The organism is Flavobacterium sp. I-STPP5a (assembly GCF_009764685.1).
Lineage (GTDB): Bacteria > Bacteroidota > Bacteroidia > Flavobacteriales > Flavobacteriaceae > Flavobacterium.
Window position 1 is genome coordinate 1 of sequence record NZ_VHLM01000050.1, and the last position, 18026, is coordinate 18026.

Annotated in this window: 14 protein-coding genes and 1 CRISPR repeat array; of the genes, 4 read left to right on the forward strand and 10 right to left on the reverse strand. The window is 33.8% G+C overall.

Translation table 11 applies throughout. The features are described 5' to 3' along the window. A partial coding sequence (locus tag FJV36_RS16480) for a hypothetical protein (protein WP_233264941.1) occupies positions 1-186 on the reverse strand: 186 nt, incomplete at its 3' end. Between FJV36_RS16480 and cas2 the strand changes: the two genes are divergently transcribed. The 3 genes from cas2 to hemN all read left to right on the forward strand — a co-directional run bounded on the left by cas2 (position 113) and on the right by hemN (position 6850). Then, complete coding sequence (gene cas2 / locus FJV36_RS09375; RefSeq protein ID WP_158981053.1) at positions 113-376, forward strand: CRISPR-associated endonuclease Cas2; 264 nt, start codon at positions 113-115, stop codon at positions 374-376. The genes FJV36_RS16480 and cas2 overlap by 74 nt on opposite strands. 116 nt (positions 377-492) lie before the next feature. Next, positions 493-3030: direct repeats of the CRISPR family, unit length 33 nt; unit sequence GTTGGGAATTATAAGCTAAAATACAATTTTGAA. A 356-nt stretch (positions 3031-3386) separates the two neighbouring features. Further along, a complete protein-coding gene (locus FJV36_RS09380) occupies positions 3387-5351 on the forward strand; it encodes a DUF349 domain-containing protein (protein WP_158981041.1) in 1965 nt (654 codons plus the stop codon). A gap of 134 nt (positions 5352-5485) precedes the next feature. Beyond that, positions 5486-6850 carry an oxygen-independent coproporphyrinogen III oxidase gene (gene hemN, locus FJV36_RS09385; RefSeq protein ID WP_158729491.1) on the forward strand — a complete coding sequence of 455 codons (1365 nt, stop codon included), beginning with the start codon at positions 5486-5488 and terminating at the stop codon, positions 6848-6850. A gap of 68 nt (positions 6851-6918) precedes the next feature. Here the strand turns inward: hemN and FJV36_RS09390 are convergent, their stop codons facing one another. From FJV36_RS09390 to FJV36_RS09425, 8 genes are all read right to left on the reverse strand, one after another. Beyond that, positions 6919-7620, reverse strand: coding sequence for a sulfite exporter TauE/SafE family protein (locus tag FJV36_RS09390; RefSeq protein WP_158729492.1), 702 nt, complete (start codon positions 7618-7620; stop codon positions 6919-6921). Positions 7621-7681: 61 nt separating this feature from the next. Continuing rightward, a complete protein-coding gene (locus tag FJV36_RS09395) occupies positions 7682-8134 on the reverse strand; it encodes a FixH family protein (protein WP_158729493.1) in 453 nt (150 codons plus the stop codon). A 21-nt stretch (positions 8135-8155) separates the two neighbouring features. After that, a complete protein-coding gene (gene ccoG / locus FJV36_RS09400) occupies positions 8156-9574 on the reverse strand; it encodes a cytochrome c oxidase accessory protein CcoG (RefSeq protein WP_158981043.1) in 1419 nt (472 codons plus the stop codon). A 70-nt stretch (positions 9575-9644) separates the two neighbouring features. Further along, positions 9645-10544, reverse strand: coding sequence for a cbb3-type cytochrome c oxidase N-terminal domain-containing protein (locus tag FJV36_RS09405; protein WP_158981045.1), 900 nt, complete (start codon positions 10542-10544; stop codon positions 9645-9647). A 23-nt stretch (positions 10545-10567) separates the two neighbouring features. Then, positions 10568-10738, reverse strand: coding sequence for a CcoQ/FixQ family Cbb3-type cytochrome c oxidase assembly chaperone (locus FJV36_RS09410; RefSeq protein WP_144892684.1), 171 nt, complete (start codon positions 10736-10738; stop codon positions 10568-10570). A gap of 5 nt (positions 10739-10743) precedes the next feature. Further along, the gene (gene ccoN, locus FJV36_RS09415; RefSeq protein ID WP_158981047.1) at positions 10744-12921 is read right to left on the reverse strand and encodes a cytochrome-c oxidase, cbb3-type subunit I; all 2178 of its coding nucleotides are present in this window, start codon (positions 12919-12921) and stop codon (positions 10744-10746) included. Between the two features lie 31 nt (positions 12922-12952). Next, positions 12953-13159, reverse strand: coding sequence for a cbb3-type cytochrome oxidase assembly protein CcoS (gene ccoS, locus FJV36_RS09420; protein ID WP_158729497.1), 207 nt, complete (start codon positions 13157-13159; stop codon positions 12953-12955). Between the two features lie 111 nt (positions 13160-13270). Further along, a complete protein-coding gene (locus FJV36_RS09425) occupies positions 13271-15712 on the reverse strand; it encodes a heavy metal translocating P-type ATPase metal-binding domain-containing protein (protein WP_158729515.1) in 2442 nt (813 codons plus the stop codon). A gap of 106 nt (positions 15713-15818) precedes the next feature. On the opposite strand from FJV36_RS09425, the gene FJV36_RS09430 reads away from it, so the two are divergent. Next, entirely contained in the window at positions 15819-16499 is a 681-nt protein-coding gene (locus tag FJV36_RS09430) for a Crp/Fnr family transcriptional regulator (RefSeq protein ID WP_158729498.1), read from the forward strand. An 11-nt stretch (positions 16500-16510) separates the two neighbouring features. Here the strand turns inward: FJV36_RS09430 and FJV36_RS09435 are convergent, their stop codons facing one another. Continuing rightward, entirely contained in the window at positions 16511-17959 is a 1449-nt protein-coding gene (locus FJV36_RS09435; RefSeq protein WP_158729499.1) for an APC family permease, read from the reverse strand. Positions 17960-18026 lie beyond the last annotated feature (67 nt).

The following is an 18026-nucleotide window of genomic DNA, read 5'->3' on the forward strand; positions in this document are numbered from 1 at the left end:
TTTTAGGACATATAACACCAATAGAGAAATGGAACCAGGATAAGCATCTAATTTTAATGAAAAAATTAACCGCATAAATAATAATCGAAATTTAGAATAATACTCTTGTTTTATAGGGGTCAAAACAGCTAGTACTTTTAGAAAGAAATTATTAGACGATGGTTTTTCTATGTTCCAATTTTCCATCTATATGCGTTTTTGTGCCAGTAGAGAAAATGCAGAGGTACATACCAAACGAATAAAAAACAACTTACCCGAACACGGAAAAATTGGTGTAATGCAAATAACCGATAAACAATTTGGAATGATGGAACTTTTTTACGGTAAAAAACCAATAGAACCTGAAAAACCTTCTCAACAATTAGAACTTTTCTAACAAACAGGACTAGAAAAAAGACTAACTCACTGTAGTACAACAAAGAAATACTACTTCTTTTTATTTTCAAAATAAGCTCACAACTACCAACATATCAATCAATTACACTTCGATGTGTTGGGAATTATAAGCTAAAATACAATTTTGAAAGCAATTCACAACTGCGGTTGTGCCATACTTGCGCTTCCTCCGGTTGGGAATTATAAGCTAAAATACAATTTTGAAAGCAATTCACAACCTATCCTTTCGCAATAGTTAACTATTTTTAGTTGGGAATTATAAGCTAAAATACAATTTTGAAAGCAATTCACAACAACTGCTCTATTTTGTCATTTGAGTTCATTGTTGGGAATTATAAGCTAAAATACAATTTTGAAAGCAATTCACAACGATAATATGTAATAAGCTTCTTCAAACGGGTTGGGAATTATAAGCTAAAATACAATTTTGAAAGCAATTCACAACTATTTTTACCTCCAGATAAACCTCCTGCTAGTTGGGAATTATAAGCTAAAATACAATTTTGAAAGCAATTCACAACCAAACTTACGCAATTCTTTAATCGTTTCATGTTGGGAATTATAAGCTAAAATACAATTTTGAAAGCAATTCACAACGATTATCTTCCGCTCTTCCTACTCCTCTAAGTTGGGAATTATAAGCTAAAATACAATTTTGAAAGCAATTCACAACTTGCTATATCTGTTTTCTTCCGCTGTTCCAGTTGGGAATTATAAGCTAAAATACAATTTTGAAAGCAATTCACAACTAGTTTCAAGATTTCTTTTCAAATTATCCAGTTGGGAATTATAAGCTAAAATACAATTTTGAAAGCAATTCACAACTGTTTATGTCTTATTATTATTTATACAAAGGTTGGGAATTATAAGCTAAAATACAATTTTGAAAGCAATTCACAACATTAACTGATACAATAATGAACGTTAGTAGGTTGGGAATTATAAGCTAAAATACAATTTTGAAAGCAATTCACAACTAGTTCTAATTTGTTCCTTTTTTAATCGGAGTTGGGAATTATAAGCTAAAATACAATTTTGAAAGCAATTCACAACTGATGATAACGGCGGTGTAGGCGGTAAGTTGTTGGGAATTATAAGCTAAAATACAATTTTGAAAGCAATTCACAACTATAACATATTTGGTTTAAAATACGTTTGTGTTGGGAATTATAAGCTAAAATACAATTTTGAAAGCAATTCACAACACCAACGTGTCTTCTCCTTTTTTCAACTCAGTTGGGAATTATAAGCTAAAATACAATTTTGAAAGCAATTCACAACGGAAATACCTAATAAAAAAGGATGTGTTGAGTTGGGAATTATAAGCTAAAATACAATTTTGAAAGCAATTCACAACTATTCTTTATTTCATTTACATTATCACTTAGTTGGGAATTATAAGCTAAAATACAATTTTGAAAGCAATTCACAACTCCTTATTCTTTAAATAATCCCCTAAATCGTTGGGAATTATAAGCTAAAATACAATTTTGAAAGCAATTCACAACCTATGAAAGGTTGTTGATTTTTAGAAGTTGGTTGGGAATTATAAGCTAAAATACAATTTTGAAAGCAATTCACAACCTTAACTGCTACAATAATGAACGTTATATTGTTGGGAATTATAAGCTAAAATACAATTTTGAAAGCAATTCACAACTTAGGTTTAACACGGGTTTTAATACGGCATGTTGGGAATTATAAGCTAAAATACAATTTTGAAAGCAATTCACAACTCGTGTCAATTAAATCATCTGTTAACGTGGGTTGGGAATTATAAGCTAAAATACAATTTTGAAAGCAATTCACAACTGTAGCATTGTAAACAGCTAAACTTGGAGTGTTGGGAATTATAAGCTAAAATACAATTTTGAAAGCAATTCACAACCAGCAGTTATAGCTTCCTCGATTGAGCAAAGTTGGGAATTATAAGCTAAAATACAATTTTGAAAGCAATTCACAACGAAAATAAAATCATAGCTAGGGGTCCTTCTGTTGGGAATTATAAGCTAAAATACAATTTTGAAAGCAATTCACAACCTTGTTTAACGAAGTAAAGCAGTCAAACGTGTTGGGAATTATAAGCTAAAATACAATTTTGAAAGCAATTCACAACTTGTCATTATTGTCGTAGAAATACAATAAAGTTGGGAATTATAAGCTAAAATACAATTTTGAAAGCAATTCACAACCGTTTTCTACTCTTAAAAATTGGTTTACGTGTTGGGAATTATAAGCTAAAATACAATTTTGAAAGCAATTCACAACCGGTATCGTTCATTAAGTCGGCAAAAACTTGTTGGGAATTATAAGCTAAAATACAATTTTGAAAGCAATTCACAACCCAGTTTGGCGTATTGCTCTGGTTGTTCGTGTTGGGAATTATAAGCTAAAATACAATTTTGAAAGCAATTCACAACTCTAAAATTCTTTCATAATCACTAGATAACGTTGGGAATTATAAGCTAAAATACAATTTTGAAAGCAATTCACAACGCAATTGGAGTTATAGAGGGCGTGCAACAGGTTGGGAATTATAAGCTAAAATACAATTTTGAAAGCAATTCACAACGTGCCTTACGTGAGAATAAAACGAGGGAAGTTGGGAATTATAAGCTAAAATACAATTTTGAATTACAAATCATGGAACACTTATAAAAAATAAAATCGATGTGAGATAAAGCAATTCACAACATTTGTGGATTCAGTAATTTTGTATTGATATAGTCTCATTATCAAATAAAAACTGCGTGAGCAAATTAAAAAAACTTAAATAAACTATAATCCCTAGCCCAGATGGAAGCGGCATCCTTTAGGGTCCTGATTTTTTTTCAGGATCCTAAAGATATAGCGTACAGCTGGAGAAAGCTCCTAATTAAAACCATCATTTGATGTATGATTAATAAAATGGCTTGTATATTTTGTATTTTGGTAAGGCTTTACTACCTTTCGGACTCAATATTATTTAGAAACCTTATACATTTAAAAAAATGTTAGAAGAAAAGAATGACAACCTGGATCAACATCAAGAAGATGCAGATGGAAATGGTACCGAAACAATCTTGAATGCTACTACTGCAACTCAAGATGATTTAAGTGAAATAACGCAACCCGAAGCTGTACTAATTGAAGCTGATGCAACTACTGCAACAGATGCGATTGCTGCCAGAAATGCAGAGGAAAGCGAAGATGAAACGTTGAAAGAGCGCCATGAAATTCCTATGAAGGATTATGATGCACTTGCACTTGAGGAGCTTGTTGAGGAACTTAAAGGTTTTGTTTCTAGCGATAAAGCACTTGCTTTCAAGGATCATATTGAAGAAATAAAGAAAGCTTTTTTAGCTAAATACAACCACTTAGTTGAAGAAAAGAAAGAGGAATTCCTTGCTGAAAATCAAGATCCTACTGAAGAGTTTGAATACCACTCTCCATTAAAAAGTCAGTTTGATAAATTGTATTCACAATTTCGTGAGGTAAAGAATGCTCATTTTAAAAGTTTACAAACTAACCTAAAAAATAACCTAGAAAATAGGCTTGCTATTGTTGAGGAATTAAAAGAACTTATAAATCCGCAAGCTAATATCAAGGACACCTTAAAACATTTTAATGATTTAAGAGAGCGATGGAATAATGCAGGGGCTATTCCTAAGGATAAGTACAACCATGTGTGGAATAATTATCATTTTCATGTTGAAAATTTTTATGATTATTTACACCTTGATCGTGAAGCGAGAGACCTTGATTTTAAACACAACCTTGAATTAAAACAAAAAATTGTTGCCCGTGTTGAGGAGCTGGTTCTTGAAAAAGATGTTAATAAAGCTTTTAGAGAATTACAAGATTTACACAAAATCTGGAAAGAAGATATTGGTCCTGTTTCAAGAGAACACCGAGATGCTATCTGGAATCAGTTTAGCGATTTGACTAAAAAAATGCACGATAAACGTGAAGTTTTATTTGAAAATCAGCGTGCAGTTGAGTTGGCTAATCTAGAAAATAAAAAAGCCATAATTGCTCAAATTGAAGTTCTGGCTACTGAAAAAGTGAATGCTCACTCGCAGTGGCTAGGCCAAATAGAAAAGGTTGAGGCATTGCGCACTGCTTTTTTCTCGGCTGGAAAAGTTCCTTCAGAAGTTAATGAGGAAACTTGGAGTGCTTTTAAAAATGCGGTACGTAATTTTAATTCTTTTAAAAATTCTTTCTACAAAGACATTAAAAAAGACCAAAACGACAATCTTGCTAAAAAAACTGCACTTGTAGCAAAAGCAAAAGCACTACAAGAAAGCACGGATTTTGCTGCCACTACACCTATAATGAAGCAAATTCAAGAGGAGTGGAAAGAAATAGGTCATGTTCCTAGAAAATATTCGGACAAAATATGGAAAGAGTTTAGAGAAGCTTGCAACCACTATTTTGAACACCTTAAAGAACATAAAAAAGAGGAAAACAGTGAAGAAGTTGCTGCATTTGAAAGTAAAAAAACATATCTAGAATCGCTTAGAGAATTTCAACTTACAGGTGATCATAAAACCGATCTTGATGCTATAAAACTTCATATTGAAAACTGGAAAGGTTTTGGTAAAGTCCCTTTTGCTAGAAGGCATATTGAAGGGAAATTCAACAAAATTCTAGATGCTCTTTTTGAAAAATTAAGCTTGAGTAAAAAGGATACTGACATGATGCGTTTTGCTAATAGAATGGATCAATTATCTGAAAGTAATGATTCTAGAAAACTAGATAGTGAGAAAATTTTCATTATGCGTAAAATTGAGGAAGTACAGAATGAAATTTTTCAATTGGAAAACAACATTCAGTTTTTTGCCAATACTCGTAATGCTAAGAAAGAGAATTCGATTGTATTAGAAGTTCGTAAAAACATTGCCATTCACAAAGAAAGTCTTGATGTATGGAAAGAAAAACTAAAGCAATTAAAAAATATTAAAATAGAAGAATAGATTTTTATCCACAAGGTAGTAAACCCCAATCCAACAGGATTGGGGTTTCTTGTTTTTATGACGTTTCTACATGATAATTATCATTTTTATCTTGATAGACTCGCCCTACTTTTGGTGTGACAAAATGTTCAATTATGAAAAATTCTTTGATTCAAAAATATAATGTACCCGGCCCTAGATACACTAGCTACCCTACCGTTCCTTACTGGGACGAGGATGATTTTACTAGTGATTTATGGATTCAAACGTTACAACAATCATTTCGTAAAAGTGGTCCTCAAGAAGGTCTCAGTTTGTACATTCACTTGCCATTTTGCGAAAGCTTATGTACTTTTTGTGGGTGTAATAAGCGAATTACAAAGAATCACGCCGTAGAACATCCATACATTATGGCCGTTTTAAAAGAATGGACTTTATATTGCAAACTATTGGGCGAAAAACCTACAATCAAAGAAATACATCTAGGCGGTGGCACACCTACTTTTTTTTCGACTCAAAATTTAGAGGACTTAATAAACGGCATTTTCATGCATGCCAATAAATCTGTGGATCACGAATTTAGTTTTGAAGGGCATCCTAACAATACAACCTATGCTCACTTACAAAAACTATATGAGCTTGGTTTTAGAAGAGTAAGTTTTGGGGTACAAGATTATGCTGAAAAGGTTCAGAAAGCCATTCACAGAGTACAACCGTTTCATAATGTAGCAAAAGTAACCTTCTGGGCAAGAGCTATTGGGTATACATCAATAGGTCATGATATTATTTATGGGTTACCGTTTCAAGAAATTGACGATGTAATAGACACTATTGAAAAGACAAAATCCCTTAAACCAGACCGATTGGCATTTTATAGTTATGCACATGTGCCTTGGATAAAAGGAAATGGGCAGCGCGGTTTTAATGACGAAGATTTACCTCAAGATGATAAAAAGAGACAATTATATGAAACTGGTAAAGAGTTATTATATGAGAATGGATATCATGAAATAGGGATGGATCATTTTGCTTTAGAAACCGATGCACTTTACATTGCTTTTCAAGAAAAAACTTTACACCGTAATTTTATGGGATATAGTGCTTCAAAAACTCCGTTAATGATAGGTCTTGGCGTATCCTCAATAAGTGACAGCTGGTATGGTTTTGCTCAAAATGCTAAAAACTTAGACGATTATTACCAAATGCTTGAATGGGATAAACTGCCGATTTTTAGAGGTCATATCTTAACTCATGAAGACCTCATCATTAGAAAACATATTTTAAATTTAATGTGCCAATTTGAAACTTCTTGGCATGATGCTTCATTATATTTTGAAGAACTGCCCGAAGTATTGGAGCAGCTAGAAGAAATGGAAAAAGACGCACTTATCGTGATAAATGAAAATAGTCTCGTAATAACAGAAAAAGGAAAACCTTATATTCGAAATATAGGAATGGCATTTGACTTAAGATTGAAAAGAAAAGCGCCAGAAACAGCTCTTTTTTCGATGACAATTTAATACCTAATCATACAAAATAATAAAGCACGCTCAAGGCGTGCTTTGTGATTTAGACAACCATTATTTATTTAATGACAAGTGGCATTAGATTGAATAAACAAACTCATTGTTGACGGTGATACGTATGGAATACCCAAACCTAAACCTCGCAAAATAAACAAACATCCCATTGTTATGGCCACATAGGGAATCATTCTTTGAATTCGGTTTCGTATAGGTAATGTAATATATCCCTGTATTAAAACAATACTACTCATAAGCGGAATGGTACCTAACCCAAAAAGTATCATGTATACAACACCCCAACCTGCATTTTGCATAGCAATAGCTCCAAATAAGGCAACGTAAACCATACCACAAGGTAAAAATCCGTTTAGTAAACCTATTGTAAACAATGACTTGTAACTTTTATTTTTGAACTGTGCTCCTAAAGTTGATTTAATACTAGCCACGAGTTTAAATATAGGCTTAGAAAAATTATATCTAGCAAATAACTTTTCAGGAATAAGTACCACTGCAATCATTGCAATTCCTATCCCTATAGAAAGTTGCTGCTGTATGCCCGCCATAAAAAAACCTTTGCCCACTAAACCAAATACAAATCCTATAGTGCCATAAGCTGAAATTCTACCCAAATGATACGTGATTATTTGTAAAACTCTTTTTGAGGAGTTATTCCTATCTACAGGTAACATCATAGCAATAGGACCACACATCCCAATGCAATGAAAACTGCTTAATAAACCAAATATAATTGCTGTGTAAAACATGTTGTATTCTTATTGATCTAAGAAATAATGAAGAACATTTTGTTGAAATGATTTCTGGTACTTACCTCACGTAAACCGTTTCCTTTGACAAATATGATTTTCCGTTGTATTGCCACTCCATATTAATGTCCCAACGGCCGCCTGCTAAACTTTTTTTAGGAATGAGCAAAGTTGTAGCATTAGATAATGAAATAGGAATTTCAAAATCTAATTTTTTATTAGACGGCCTGTATAGAGACACTTTCCCTTTTATTTTATTGGTTTCAAAAGTCTTAGGAAATTCTACTTCTATTCCGTTTGCTTTGTTGTTTATAATTGGCCTTTGAGCCAAATCAGCAGCATTTTGTATGCGAGTCATCTCCTCAGCAAAATGAGCATCATGCTTGTAATACTCCTCTACTACCAATTCATTATCATATTTAGAATCAGACTGTACCGTAAATACAAAAAACAAAATGAATGTCATAAACAATCCAAAAGCAATTACTATTCCTGTTCCCCAATTTATTTTCATGTTCCTTTATTTTTATACTATTTAATTGAAACTACGTGGACTTAAAAAACTGGTGGATGTAGTTTCTATTTTATCATTGCCGTTGTAAACTTCAATTTTTAGATTTGTTTTATCGGTATCTAAAATATTTTGATTGATTTCAATAAAAAGTGTTCCGCTGTTCATGCTTTGTTTATCCACTTTTAAGTATTGGGTTCCTACAATTTTCAGACTCCCTTTGGTTCCCACTAATTTAAAATGAACGCTGTCAAGATCTTTACTAGTTTTATTGATCACCTTAAATGTGTACACATTACTTATATTGTCCCCTTTGTGTTGAAACAATTGTCCTGGCAACCTTAGAATTACAGCCTCAACATCTGAACGAAGGAACAACAAACCTATCAAAACACCCGTTAAAATGAACAAAACGGCTGAATACCCTTTCATTCTAGTGGTGAATTTGAATTTTTTCTCCTTTTCAATCTCCTCTTCAGATGCGTATCTAATAAGACCCTCGGGCAGTCCTACACTATTCATAATAGTATTACATTCATCAATACAAGCCGTACAATTGATGCATTCTAGCTGTGTTCCGTTTCGAATATCAATTCCTGTGGGGCAAACATTTACGCATTGTTTACAGTCAATACAATCTCCTTTCCCAGTGTTACTCCTATCCTCTTGCTTATTGAATTTTGCTCTACCAGCGGTTTTTTCACCTCGAATAAAGTCATAGGCTACATTTATGGATTTATCATCTAATAAAACACCTTGTAACCTACCGTAAGGACACGCTATAATACAAACTTGTTCTCTAAACCAAGCAAATATAAAATAGAACACGCCAGTAAAAATACCTAATGAAACTAAGGTACTGATGTGGTTACGCGGTCCCTCCTCAATCATTTTGTAAAGGGCATCACTACTGATGAGATAGGCCAAAAAAACATTGGCAATAAAAAATGATATTATTAAAAAAAGGAACCATTTTAGCCCTTTCTTTCTAATCTTCTCAGCGTTCCATTCCTGTTTATGCAACCTTATTTGAGCTCCTCTATCTCCCTCTATCCAATATTCAATTCTTCGGAAAACCATTTCGAGAAAAATAGTTTGGGGACAAATCCATCCGCAAAAAATACGTCCAAAAATAACCGTAAAAAGAATAACGAAAACAATTCCGATAATCATAAAAAGCACAAACAGATAAAAATCTTGTGGCCAAAAAGGAAATCCAAAAATAGTAAACCTGCGTTCTAAAATGTTGAACATCATGAACTGGTTGCCATTCACTTTAACAAATGGATTTGCTACTAAGACCATTAATAAAAAATAGCTTACCCATTTACGGTACTCATACAACTTTCCAGAAGGTTTTTTGGGATAAATAAATTTTCTATTCCCCTCTTCGTCAATAGTTCCTATGGTGTCTCTAAACGCTTCGTCTGATGAATTTGACATTATTTTAATTTATAAAAACGAGTTTACAAAACTTGGAACTGATGTTCAAACACCAGTTCCAAGATGAAAATTATTCCGCAAGAACCTCAGTTGTTTCTTCAACCCATACCTCCCCTTCAGATGCCTTTGAATCTGGTGGATTACTGCCTTTCAAGGATAAAATATAACTAGCCACTTTTTGCATTTCTTTTGGCTTTAAAGTCCCTTTCCAGGATATCATTCCTTTTCCGTCTCTTCCTCCATTTACCAGTGTGTGAAAAACATTCTTTATACCACCGCCTAGAATCCATTGATCATCGGTTAAATTTGGACCTATTTGACCACCAGCATCAGCTCTATGGCAAGCAGCACAATTCGTGATAAAAATTTCCTTTCCAGCAGCTAGATCAGCCGGTTCTGTCAATAAGGTTACCGTTTTTTCATCCATCAAGTCTGGAGCAGTTTTCATATATTCAGCAATCTCAATTTTGGCTTGAGCCACTTCTTTTTGAAGCTCCATTTCCTGATTATCTGATCCCAATACTTCATATCGCACCATGTACACTACTCCAAAAAGTATACACGCGTAAAACAAATACACCCACCATGGAGGCAAATTATTATCAAGTTCCTTGATACCATCATAATCATGATCTAATAACAACTGTCCTTCATTATCAAGAGGCTGCGTTTTAGTCAGTTTTGCCATTAGATTTTTATACCATGCCTGATCTTGAAAACGAATGTTTTGTTTTTTATGCAAAGCTTCTTTTTGATCTTGCATTAGTAATTGGTATGTAATGCTATCAACAGCTTTCCAAGTAATTTCTACTGCAATCAATAAAAAAAGAAATACTAATAAAAACACGGTGACCATTGGGAATTTTATAAATGCAGGTCGATCTCCTGAGTCAATGAAATACTCCATTACCATAAAAACAGTAAAGAAAATTACAGGAACTCTAACGTATACAGGAAAATTATTTTTCATTCTAACTAGTTTAAATACTATAATTAATTATCGCTCAAGGGCATCTGGCTTAACTCTTGAATCTTTTCTTTTTTATAAGAGAAAACCCAAAGACCAAGACCTACAAAAAAGAAAAAGAAAATTAATAAAGACAGAATAGGATATATGGCTACACCATCAATGGTCTCCATATTGTGTTTAATTTGTTCAAACATAACTACTATTTTTTTACTTTAATATCAGTACCCAAACGTTGCATATAAGCTATTAAAGCCACAATTTCTCTTTCGTTCATTGGCACAAATTTTTCACCTCTTGCTTCGGCTTTTTTCTTACTTTCCTCATAACTTTTTACAAAATCAGGGTCGTTTTTTAAACTCTCTTCGATAGCAATGGCTTGTTTGCGTAAATCATCCAGTCCACCAGCAATTTGCGCAGGAGTGTAAGGAACTCCTAGTGTAGACATAACCTCCATTTTCTTTTGTGTCATGGAAATGTCCATCGGTTTATTATCAAAGAGCCATTTGTAACCCGGCATGATAGAACCAGCAGATATACTTTGTGGATTCCAAAAGTGATTGAAATGCCAGTTGTCATTGTACTTTCCACCTACTCTTAATAAATCGGGTCCAGTACGTTTTGATCCCCATAAAAATGGATGATCGTATACAAATTCTCCTGCTTTTGATTGAGGTCCGTAACGTTCAACCTCGCTTCTAAATGGTCGTACCGATTGAGAGTGACAACCTACACAACCCTCACGGATATATAAATCGCGTCCCTCTAGTTCAAGTGGAGAATATGGTTTTACGCTCGTAATCGTAGGAATATTAGACTTTACCATTATAGTAGGTACAATTTGAATCACACCACCTATTAAGATAGCTACTGTTGCCAAAATGGTCAATTGAATAGGCTTGCGCTCTAACCAAGGGTGGAATTTTTCACCCTTAACTCTACTTGAACTCATTTTTAGTAACGCAGGAGCTTCGGCGTGTTCGTCTTCTACTTTTGATCCAAATCGAACCGTTTGCCAAATGTTATACACTAATACTAACATTCCTACCAAGTACATCGTTCCACCTATCGCTCTCATCCAGTACATAGGCATAATTTGAGTAACCGTTTCTAGAAAATTACCATAGGTTAATGTTCCATCAGGGTTAAATTGTTTCCACATCGATGCTTGTAAAAATCCCGCAACATACATAGGTACAGTATACAAGATGATTCCCAGCGTTCCTATCCAAAAATGAAAATTAGCTAATTTTGTGGAGTACAAATTACTCTTGGTCATTCTAGGTACTAACCAATAAATCATACCAAATGCCATAAAACCATTCCAAGCAAGTGCGCCTACGTGAACGTGTGCAATAATCCAGTCTGTGTAATGTGCAATAGCATTAACATTTTTAAGAGACAACATCGGACCTTCAAAAGTGGCCATTCCATACCCAGTAATTGCTACAACAAAAAACTTTAAAACAGGCTCCACTCTTACCTTATCCCAAACACCTCTTAGTGTTAAAAGTCCGTTGATCATTCCTCCCCAAGATGGAGCAATTAACATGATTGAGAAAGCAACACCTAAATTTTGTGCCCAGTTTGGCAATGCCGAATATAATAAATGGTGTGGGCCTGCCCAGATATAAATAAAAATTAGCGACCAAAAGTGAATAATAGAAAGGCGGTACGAATACACCGGACGGTTTGCTGCTTTTGGAATAAAATAATACATCAACCCTAAAAAAGGTGTGGTTAAGAAAAAAGCAACAGCATTATGACCATACCACCATTGAACTAGTGCGTCTTGAACACCCGCATATACAGAATAACTTTTTAAACCAGAAACTGGCAATGCCAAACTATTAAAGATATGTAAAACTGCAACAGTTACAAAAGTGGCCAAATAAAACCAAATAGCAACATATAAATGGCGTTCTCTACGTTTTAGAATTGTACCAATCATATTGATTCCAAAAACAACCCAGATCAAGGCTATTGCAATGTCTATAGGCCATTCTAACTCGGCATATTCCTTTGATGTGCTGTATCCTAATGGTAAGGAAATAGCCGCCGCAACAATAATTAATTGCCATCCCCAGAAATGCAGGTTGCTTAAAAAATCATTAAACATTCTTGCTTTTAAAAGGCGCTGCATAGAGTAATAAATACCTGCAAACATAGAATTCCCTACAAAGGCAAATATAACAGCATTAGTATGTAATGGTCTTAATCGGCCAAAACTCAACCACGAAACTCCATCGGTGATATTTGGGAATAGAAACATAAAAGCAAGAATAAGTCCTACTAACATTCCTACTACCCCAAAAACTATGGTGGCGTAAATGAATTTTTTTACAATTTTGTTGTCATAATAAAACTGCTGCATTTCCATATTTGTAATTATTTTGAAAGTTGTTTATTGATTATTTTTGAGTTTCTAGATATTCTGTTTTTAAAGACTCTTCCTTATTTTTTGTTTCTTTTTGAATTAACTCATCCTCAAAAAGCATTCGAACAGAGGGAGTATAATCATCATCATATTGTCCTGTTTTGACTGCTCTAATAAATGCTATAAAAAAACCTATAGCAACTAGAATACTGATGGATATTAATAGATAAATGACACTCATATTGTATTTTTATTTCAACAAAGTTACTGGGATGCATTCACGTAAAATATGACATTTATCATACTTGAAACATTTGTTAATGAAATGTGAACTTTGTAAATATTTAATGAACTAGCGTTTTCTTTTAGCATAATAATTACTCATTACAGTAACAAAACTTACAATAGTTATGGTACTCAATGGCATAATAATAGCTGCTATAAGTGGTAATAAATTTCCTGTAATGGCAAAACCTAAGCCCACTACATTGTAGAGTAATGACACTACAAAGCTCATTTTTATGGTGGTAATAGCATCTTTAGAATACCGTAAAAAGAAGTTTAGTTTTTCAAACTCTTCGGCATCCAAAATAGCATCACAAGCTGGTGAGAACACATTCACATTCTCTGAAATGGATATTCCGATATGGCTTTGCGCCAATGCACCCGCATCATTAAGTCCGTCACCTACCATCATCACATTCTTACCCTCGGACTGCAAAGCTTTGATAAACTCTAGTTTTTGTTCTGGTTTTTGATTAAAAATTAATGCTGTGCCTTTTGGCAAAAGAGCTTCAAGAGTAGCTCTTTCTCCATCATTATCTCCTGATAAAATTTTAATTTCGTACTTCTTACTCAAATCTTGAAAGAGCTTCGCTAAACCATCTCTATACTGATTCATGAAGATATATTTCCCATAATAAACTTCGTTAATAGTAATGTACACAACAGTATTTTCAAGTTCAACTTCACTATCAAAACCCTTATTATCCGTCTCTAAATTTGTATGAAGAACAAAATCTCGTGAACCAATTTTTATATTACTTCCACCAACTTGAGCCTGAATACCTTTACCGGCTTGTTCTTCAAAATTCTCAACTTTAATCAATTTTGTTTCAGGTAAAAAATCATATAACATTCTGCTCAATGGATGATTTGAACCTCGCAATGCATTTTTTATTAGTGTATTGGTTTCCAAATTAATTATGGCCTCTTGAACTCCAATCTCATTTATTTCGCTAGGTGGCACATACGTAATTTTAGATTTTTTATTGGTAGTGATTGTTCCTGTTTTGTCAAAAACTATGGTGTCTACTTTGGCTAATTGTTCTATAACCAAAGCATTTTTAAGGTAAAATTTTTGTTTTCCTAAAATTCGTAAGACATTTCCAAAAGTGAATGGAGCGGTCAATGCAAGCGCGCAAGGACATGCCACAATAAGAACGGCGGTAAAAACATTAAATGCAGTATTGGCATTAATAAAAATCCAATATCCAAACCCTATAAAAGCAATTAACAATAATATCGGAGTAAAATATCGACTGATTTTGTCAGTAATTGTTTTGTGTTTTTGCTCCACATTTTTCTGGAACACATCATTACTCCACAGCTGCGTTAAATAACTTTGAGAGACGGTTTGTAAAACTTCCATTTCTATCATCTTCCCAATTTGTTTCCCTCCGGCAAAAACTTTATCTCCAGAATGCTTTACAATAGGCACTGCTTCTCCGGTAACAAAACTATAGTCTATCTCTGCTTTTTCAGACAGTAATATACCATCAACGGGAATGAGTTCTTGGTTTCTAATCAGCAATCTATTACCTTTTTCAACCTCATAAATAGGAATACTCAACTCCGTTCCGTCAGGATTAATTTTAGTAATTGCAATAGGAAAATAAGACTTAAAATCTCTTTCAAAACTCAAAAAACTATAGGTTTTTATTTGGAACATTTTGCCAAGGAGCATAAAAAAGATAAGTCCCGTTAAACTATCAAAAAAACCAGAACCGTAATCCATGATGATATCAAAAGTACTGCGCACAAACATTACAATAATTCCTAAGGCAATAGGGATATCAATATTGAGCATTTTGGTTTTTATACTCTTGTAGGCAGACACATAATAACCGCTTCCCGAGTAGAAAAAACTAGGCAATGATAAAGCAAATATTAACCATCTAAAAAAACCTCGATAGTGGTCCAGCCAATACTCCTTAACTTCAAAATATTCTGGAAAAGAAAGCAACATAATATTCCCAAAACAAAAGAAAGCAACACCCAGTTTGTAGGTTAAGCTTCTATCTACAACAGCCTTACCAGATTCGTAGTTTTCTAAACTTATATAGGGCTCATAGCCTATAGAACTTAGCATTAAAACAATTTCTTTGACAGATACCGTAGCGGAGTTAAAGGTGATGCGTACTCTCTTTTCAGGAAAATTTACCTGTGAAGTGCTTATGCCTTTTTGAAGACGTTGTAAATTTTCCAGAATCCAAATACACGAGCTACAATGTATGTGTGGTATGTTAAGTGAAATAATTGTTGTTTCATTTTCTTTGAATTCCAATAGTTTTGATACAATACTTTCATTGTCTAAAAAATCATATTTACCATTTGTATTTTGCGGTGTTGCTCCGGGTGATTTCTCAAAATCATAATAGCTTTTTAAATCGTTTTGATTAAAAATTTCATACACTGTTTTACAACCCGTGCAACAAAAAATTTTATCGTCAAAAAATATTTCTTCGGCTTTTATGACATCTAATCCACAATGGAAACAGTTGTTTTTCTCCATAACTTTGCTCATTTTTCCTGAAGCAAAGAACCTAAACGAATGTTAATTAAAATATGATATTTATCATAATAAAAAGCTAGTTTTGTATAACAAAAATATCATACCCATGAGTAAATGCGAACAATGTATCGTGCGCGAATTCAGCTCCTTGAAAGCCCTTACTAAACAAGAGCTCGTGCAATTATCTGATTGTAAAACGTCTCATATTGTAAAAAAAGGAGAAATAATTTTTAAAGAAGGAGATACTGTAAACGGAATTTACTGTATTAAAGATGGTGTTTGCAAACTCATCAAGCTTAGCGCCAACGGAAAAGACCATATTGTAAAACTGGTAACCAAAGGTGAATTATTAGGCCAAAGATCTATGATAAGTGAGGAGCCCGTGAATTTAAGTGCAGTAGCTCTTGATGATATGCAGGTTTGTTTTATTCCAAAATCAGAAGTGATGGGATATTTTGACAAAAACAATAAGTTCTCTATGAATGTGATGAAAACTATTTGCGGCGATCTAAAAGAAGCCGATGATCAAATGGTTAATCTAGCTCAAAAAACAGTCAAAGAAAGACTTGCCGAAACTTTGCTCTATTTGCATGATACTTTTGGAACAAATGAGGATGCTTCCCTAAAAGTTCAACTTTCTAGAGATGATTTAGCTAGCATGATAGGTACTGCAACAGAAAGTTGCATTAGACTACTTTCTGACTTTAAAAAGCTAGGGCTCATTGAACTTAGTGGAAAAAAAATAGTTTTATTAGAGCTTTCAAAACTCAAAAAACTAGCCGAGTAATTACTTCAATATTACTGTTTTTTTGGCATTGCTAAATAATAAACAGGGATTCCTAATGCAACAATAGCTAATCCTAGGCCGGTATTAAATGTGTCATAAATTAATAAGGTAAGACAAATAGCCACCGTAACTACAATATAAAGTGCAGGAACAAAGGGGTAACCAAATGCTTTATAAGGTCTATCAGCATGAGGCTCTTTTTTTCTCAGGATAAAAACTCCTAAAATAGTCAAGATATAAAACAATAAGGATGCAAAAGTAGCATACGTCAATAAATCTCCAAATTTCCCCGAAATACACAACACACAAGCCCAAATACACTGGACCCACAAGGCTTTGGCTGGGACTTGATTTTTATTTAATTCGGTGGCTTGTTTAAAAAACAAACCATCCTTTGCCATTGCAAAAAACAATCTGCCACCAGAGAGGATTAATCCGCTATTACAACCAAAAGTGGACACCATAATTAATCCTGCCATAACAAAGACACTTACATTTCCCAATATCATACTTGCTGCTGCCGCACCTACTCGGTCATTATTAGCAAACATGATTCCGTTACTCAAGGCATCACTTGCGCTAGGCGAACCTTGCATTGGCAGTAACGCTAAATAAGCCACATTAGCCAACACATAAACTACAGTCACAATGACCGTTCCTAGAAACAAACTGCGAGGTATATTTTTTTTAGGATCTTTAATTTCGCCTGCTATAAAGGTAACATTATTCCATGCATCACTAGAAAATAAAGAGTTTATAATAGTAGCACCCGCAGCTCCTAAAAGGGCAGTTCCTACAAGTTTTGTAACAGTTACAGTTCCATCTGGGTTAACTACCGTTTTGCTAGCGTCCCACATGTTTGCAAAATTATCCGATAAAACATCCGTTTTTAATCCTACATACAATCCTAAAATAATCAAGGCAAACAGTGCAATTAATTTTGCCGAAGTAAAAACAAGTTGAACCATTTTACCACTTTGAACACCTTTGGTATTGATATAAGTAAGTAAAACAATACTGAAAATGGCTAAAACTTTTTGGTACGAAAAAACAAAACTCGATCCGACAGAAAAAAGCGTTTCATCTAAAACAGGAAAAAAAATAGCTGCATAATTTGCAAAAGTTACTGCTATAGCAGCAATAACTCCCGTTTGAATAACGGTAAAGACAGTCCATCCATATAAAAAGGAAACTAGCCTACCGTATGCACGCTGAATATACACAAATTGACCACCAGCATTAGGCATCATTCCCGCTAGCTCGCCATAACTTAAAGCTGCTGCAACGGTAATTAAGCCGGTAACAATCCAGATCACGAGCAACCAAGCCGCCGATCCTATATCTCTGGCCATAGCAGATGTTACAATAAAAATACCTGATCCTATCATGGAACCTGCAACTAAACTGGTTGCATCTATCAATCCTAAAGAACGTTTTAACTCGGTTTTATTTTCTGACATTGGTAATTATAAATTATTCTAAAACTATACTTTAAACTCTAAATATTGATTACAAGATACTGAATAC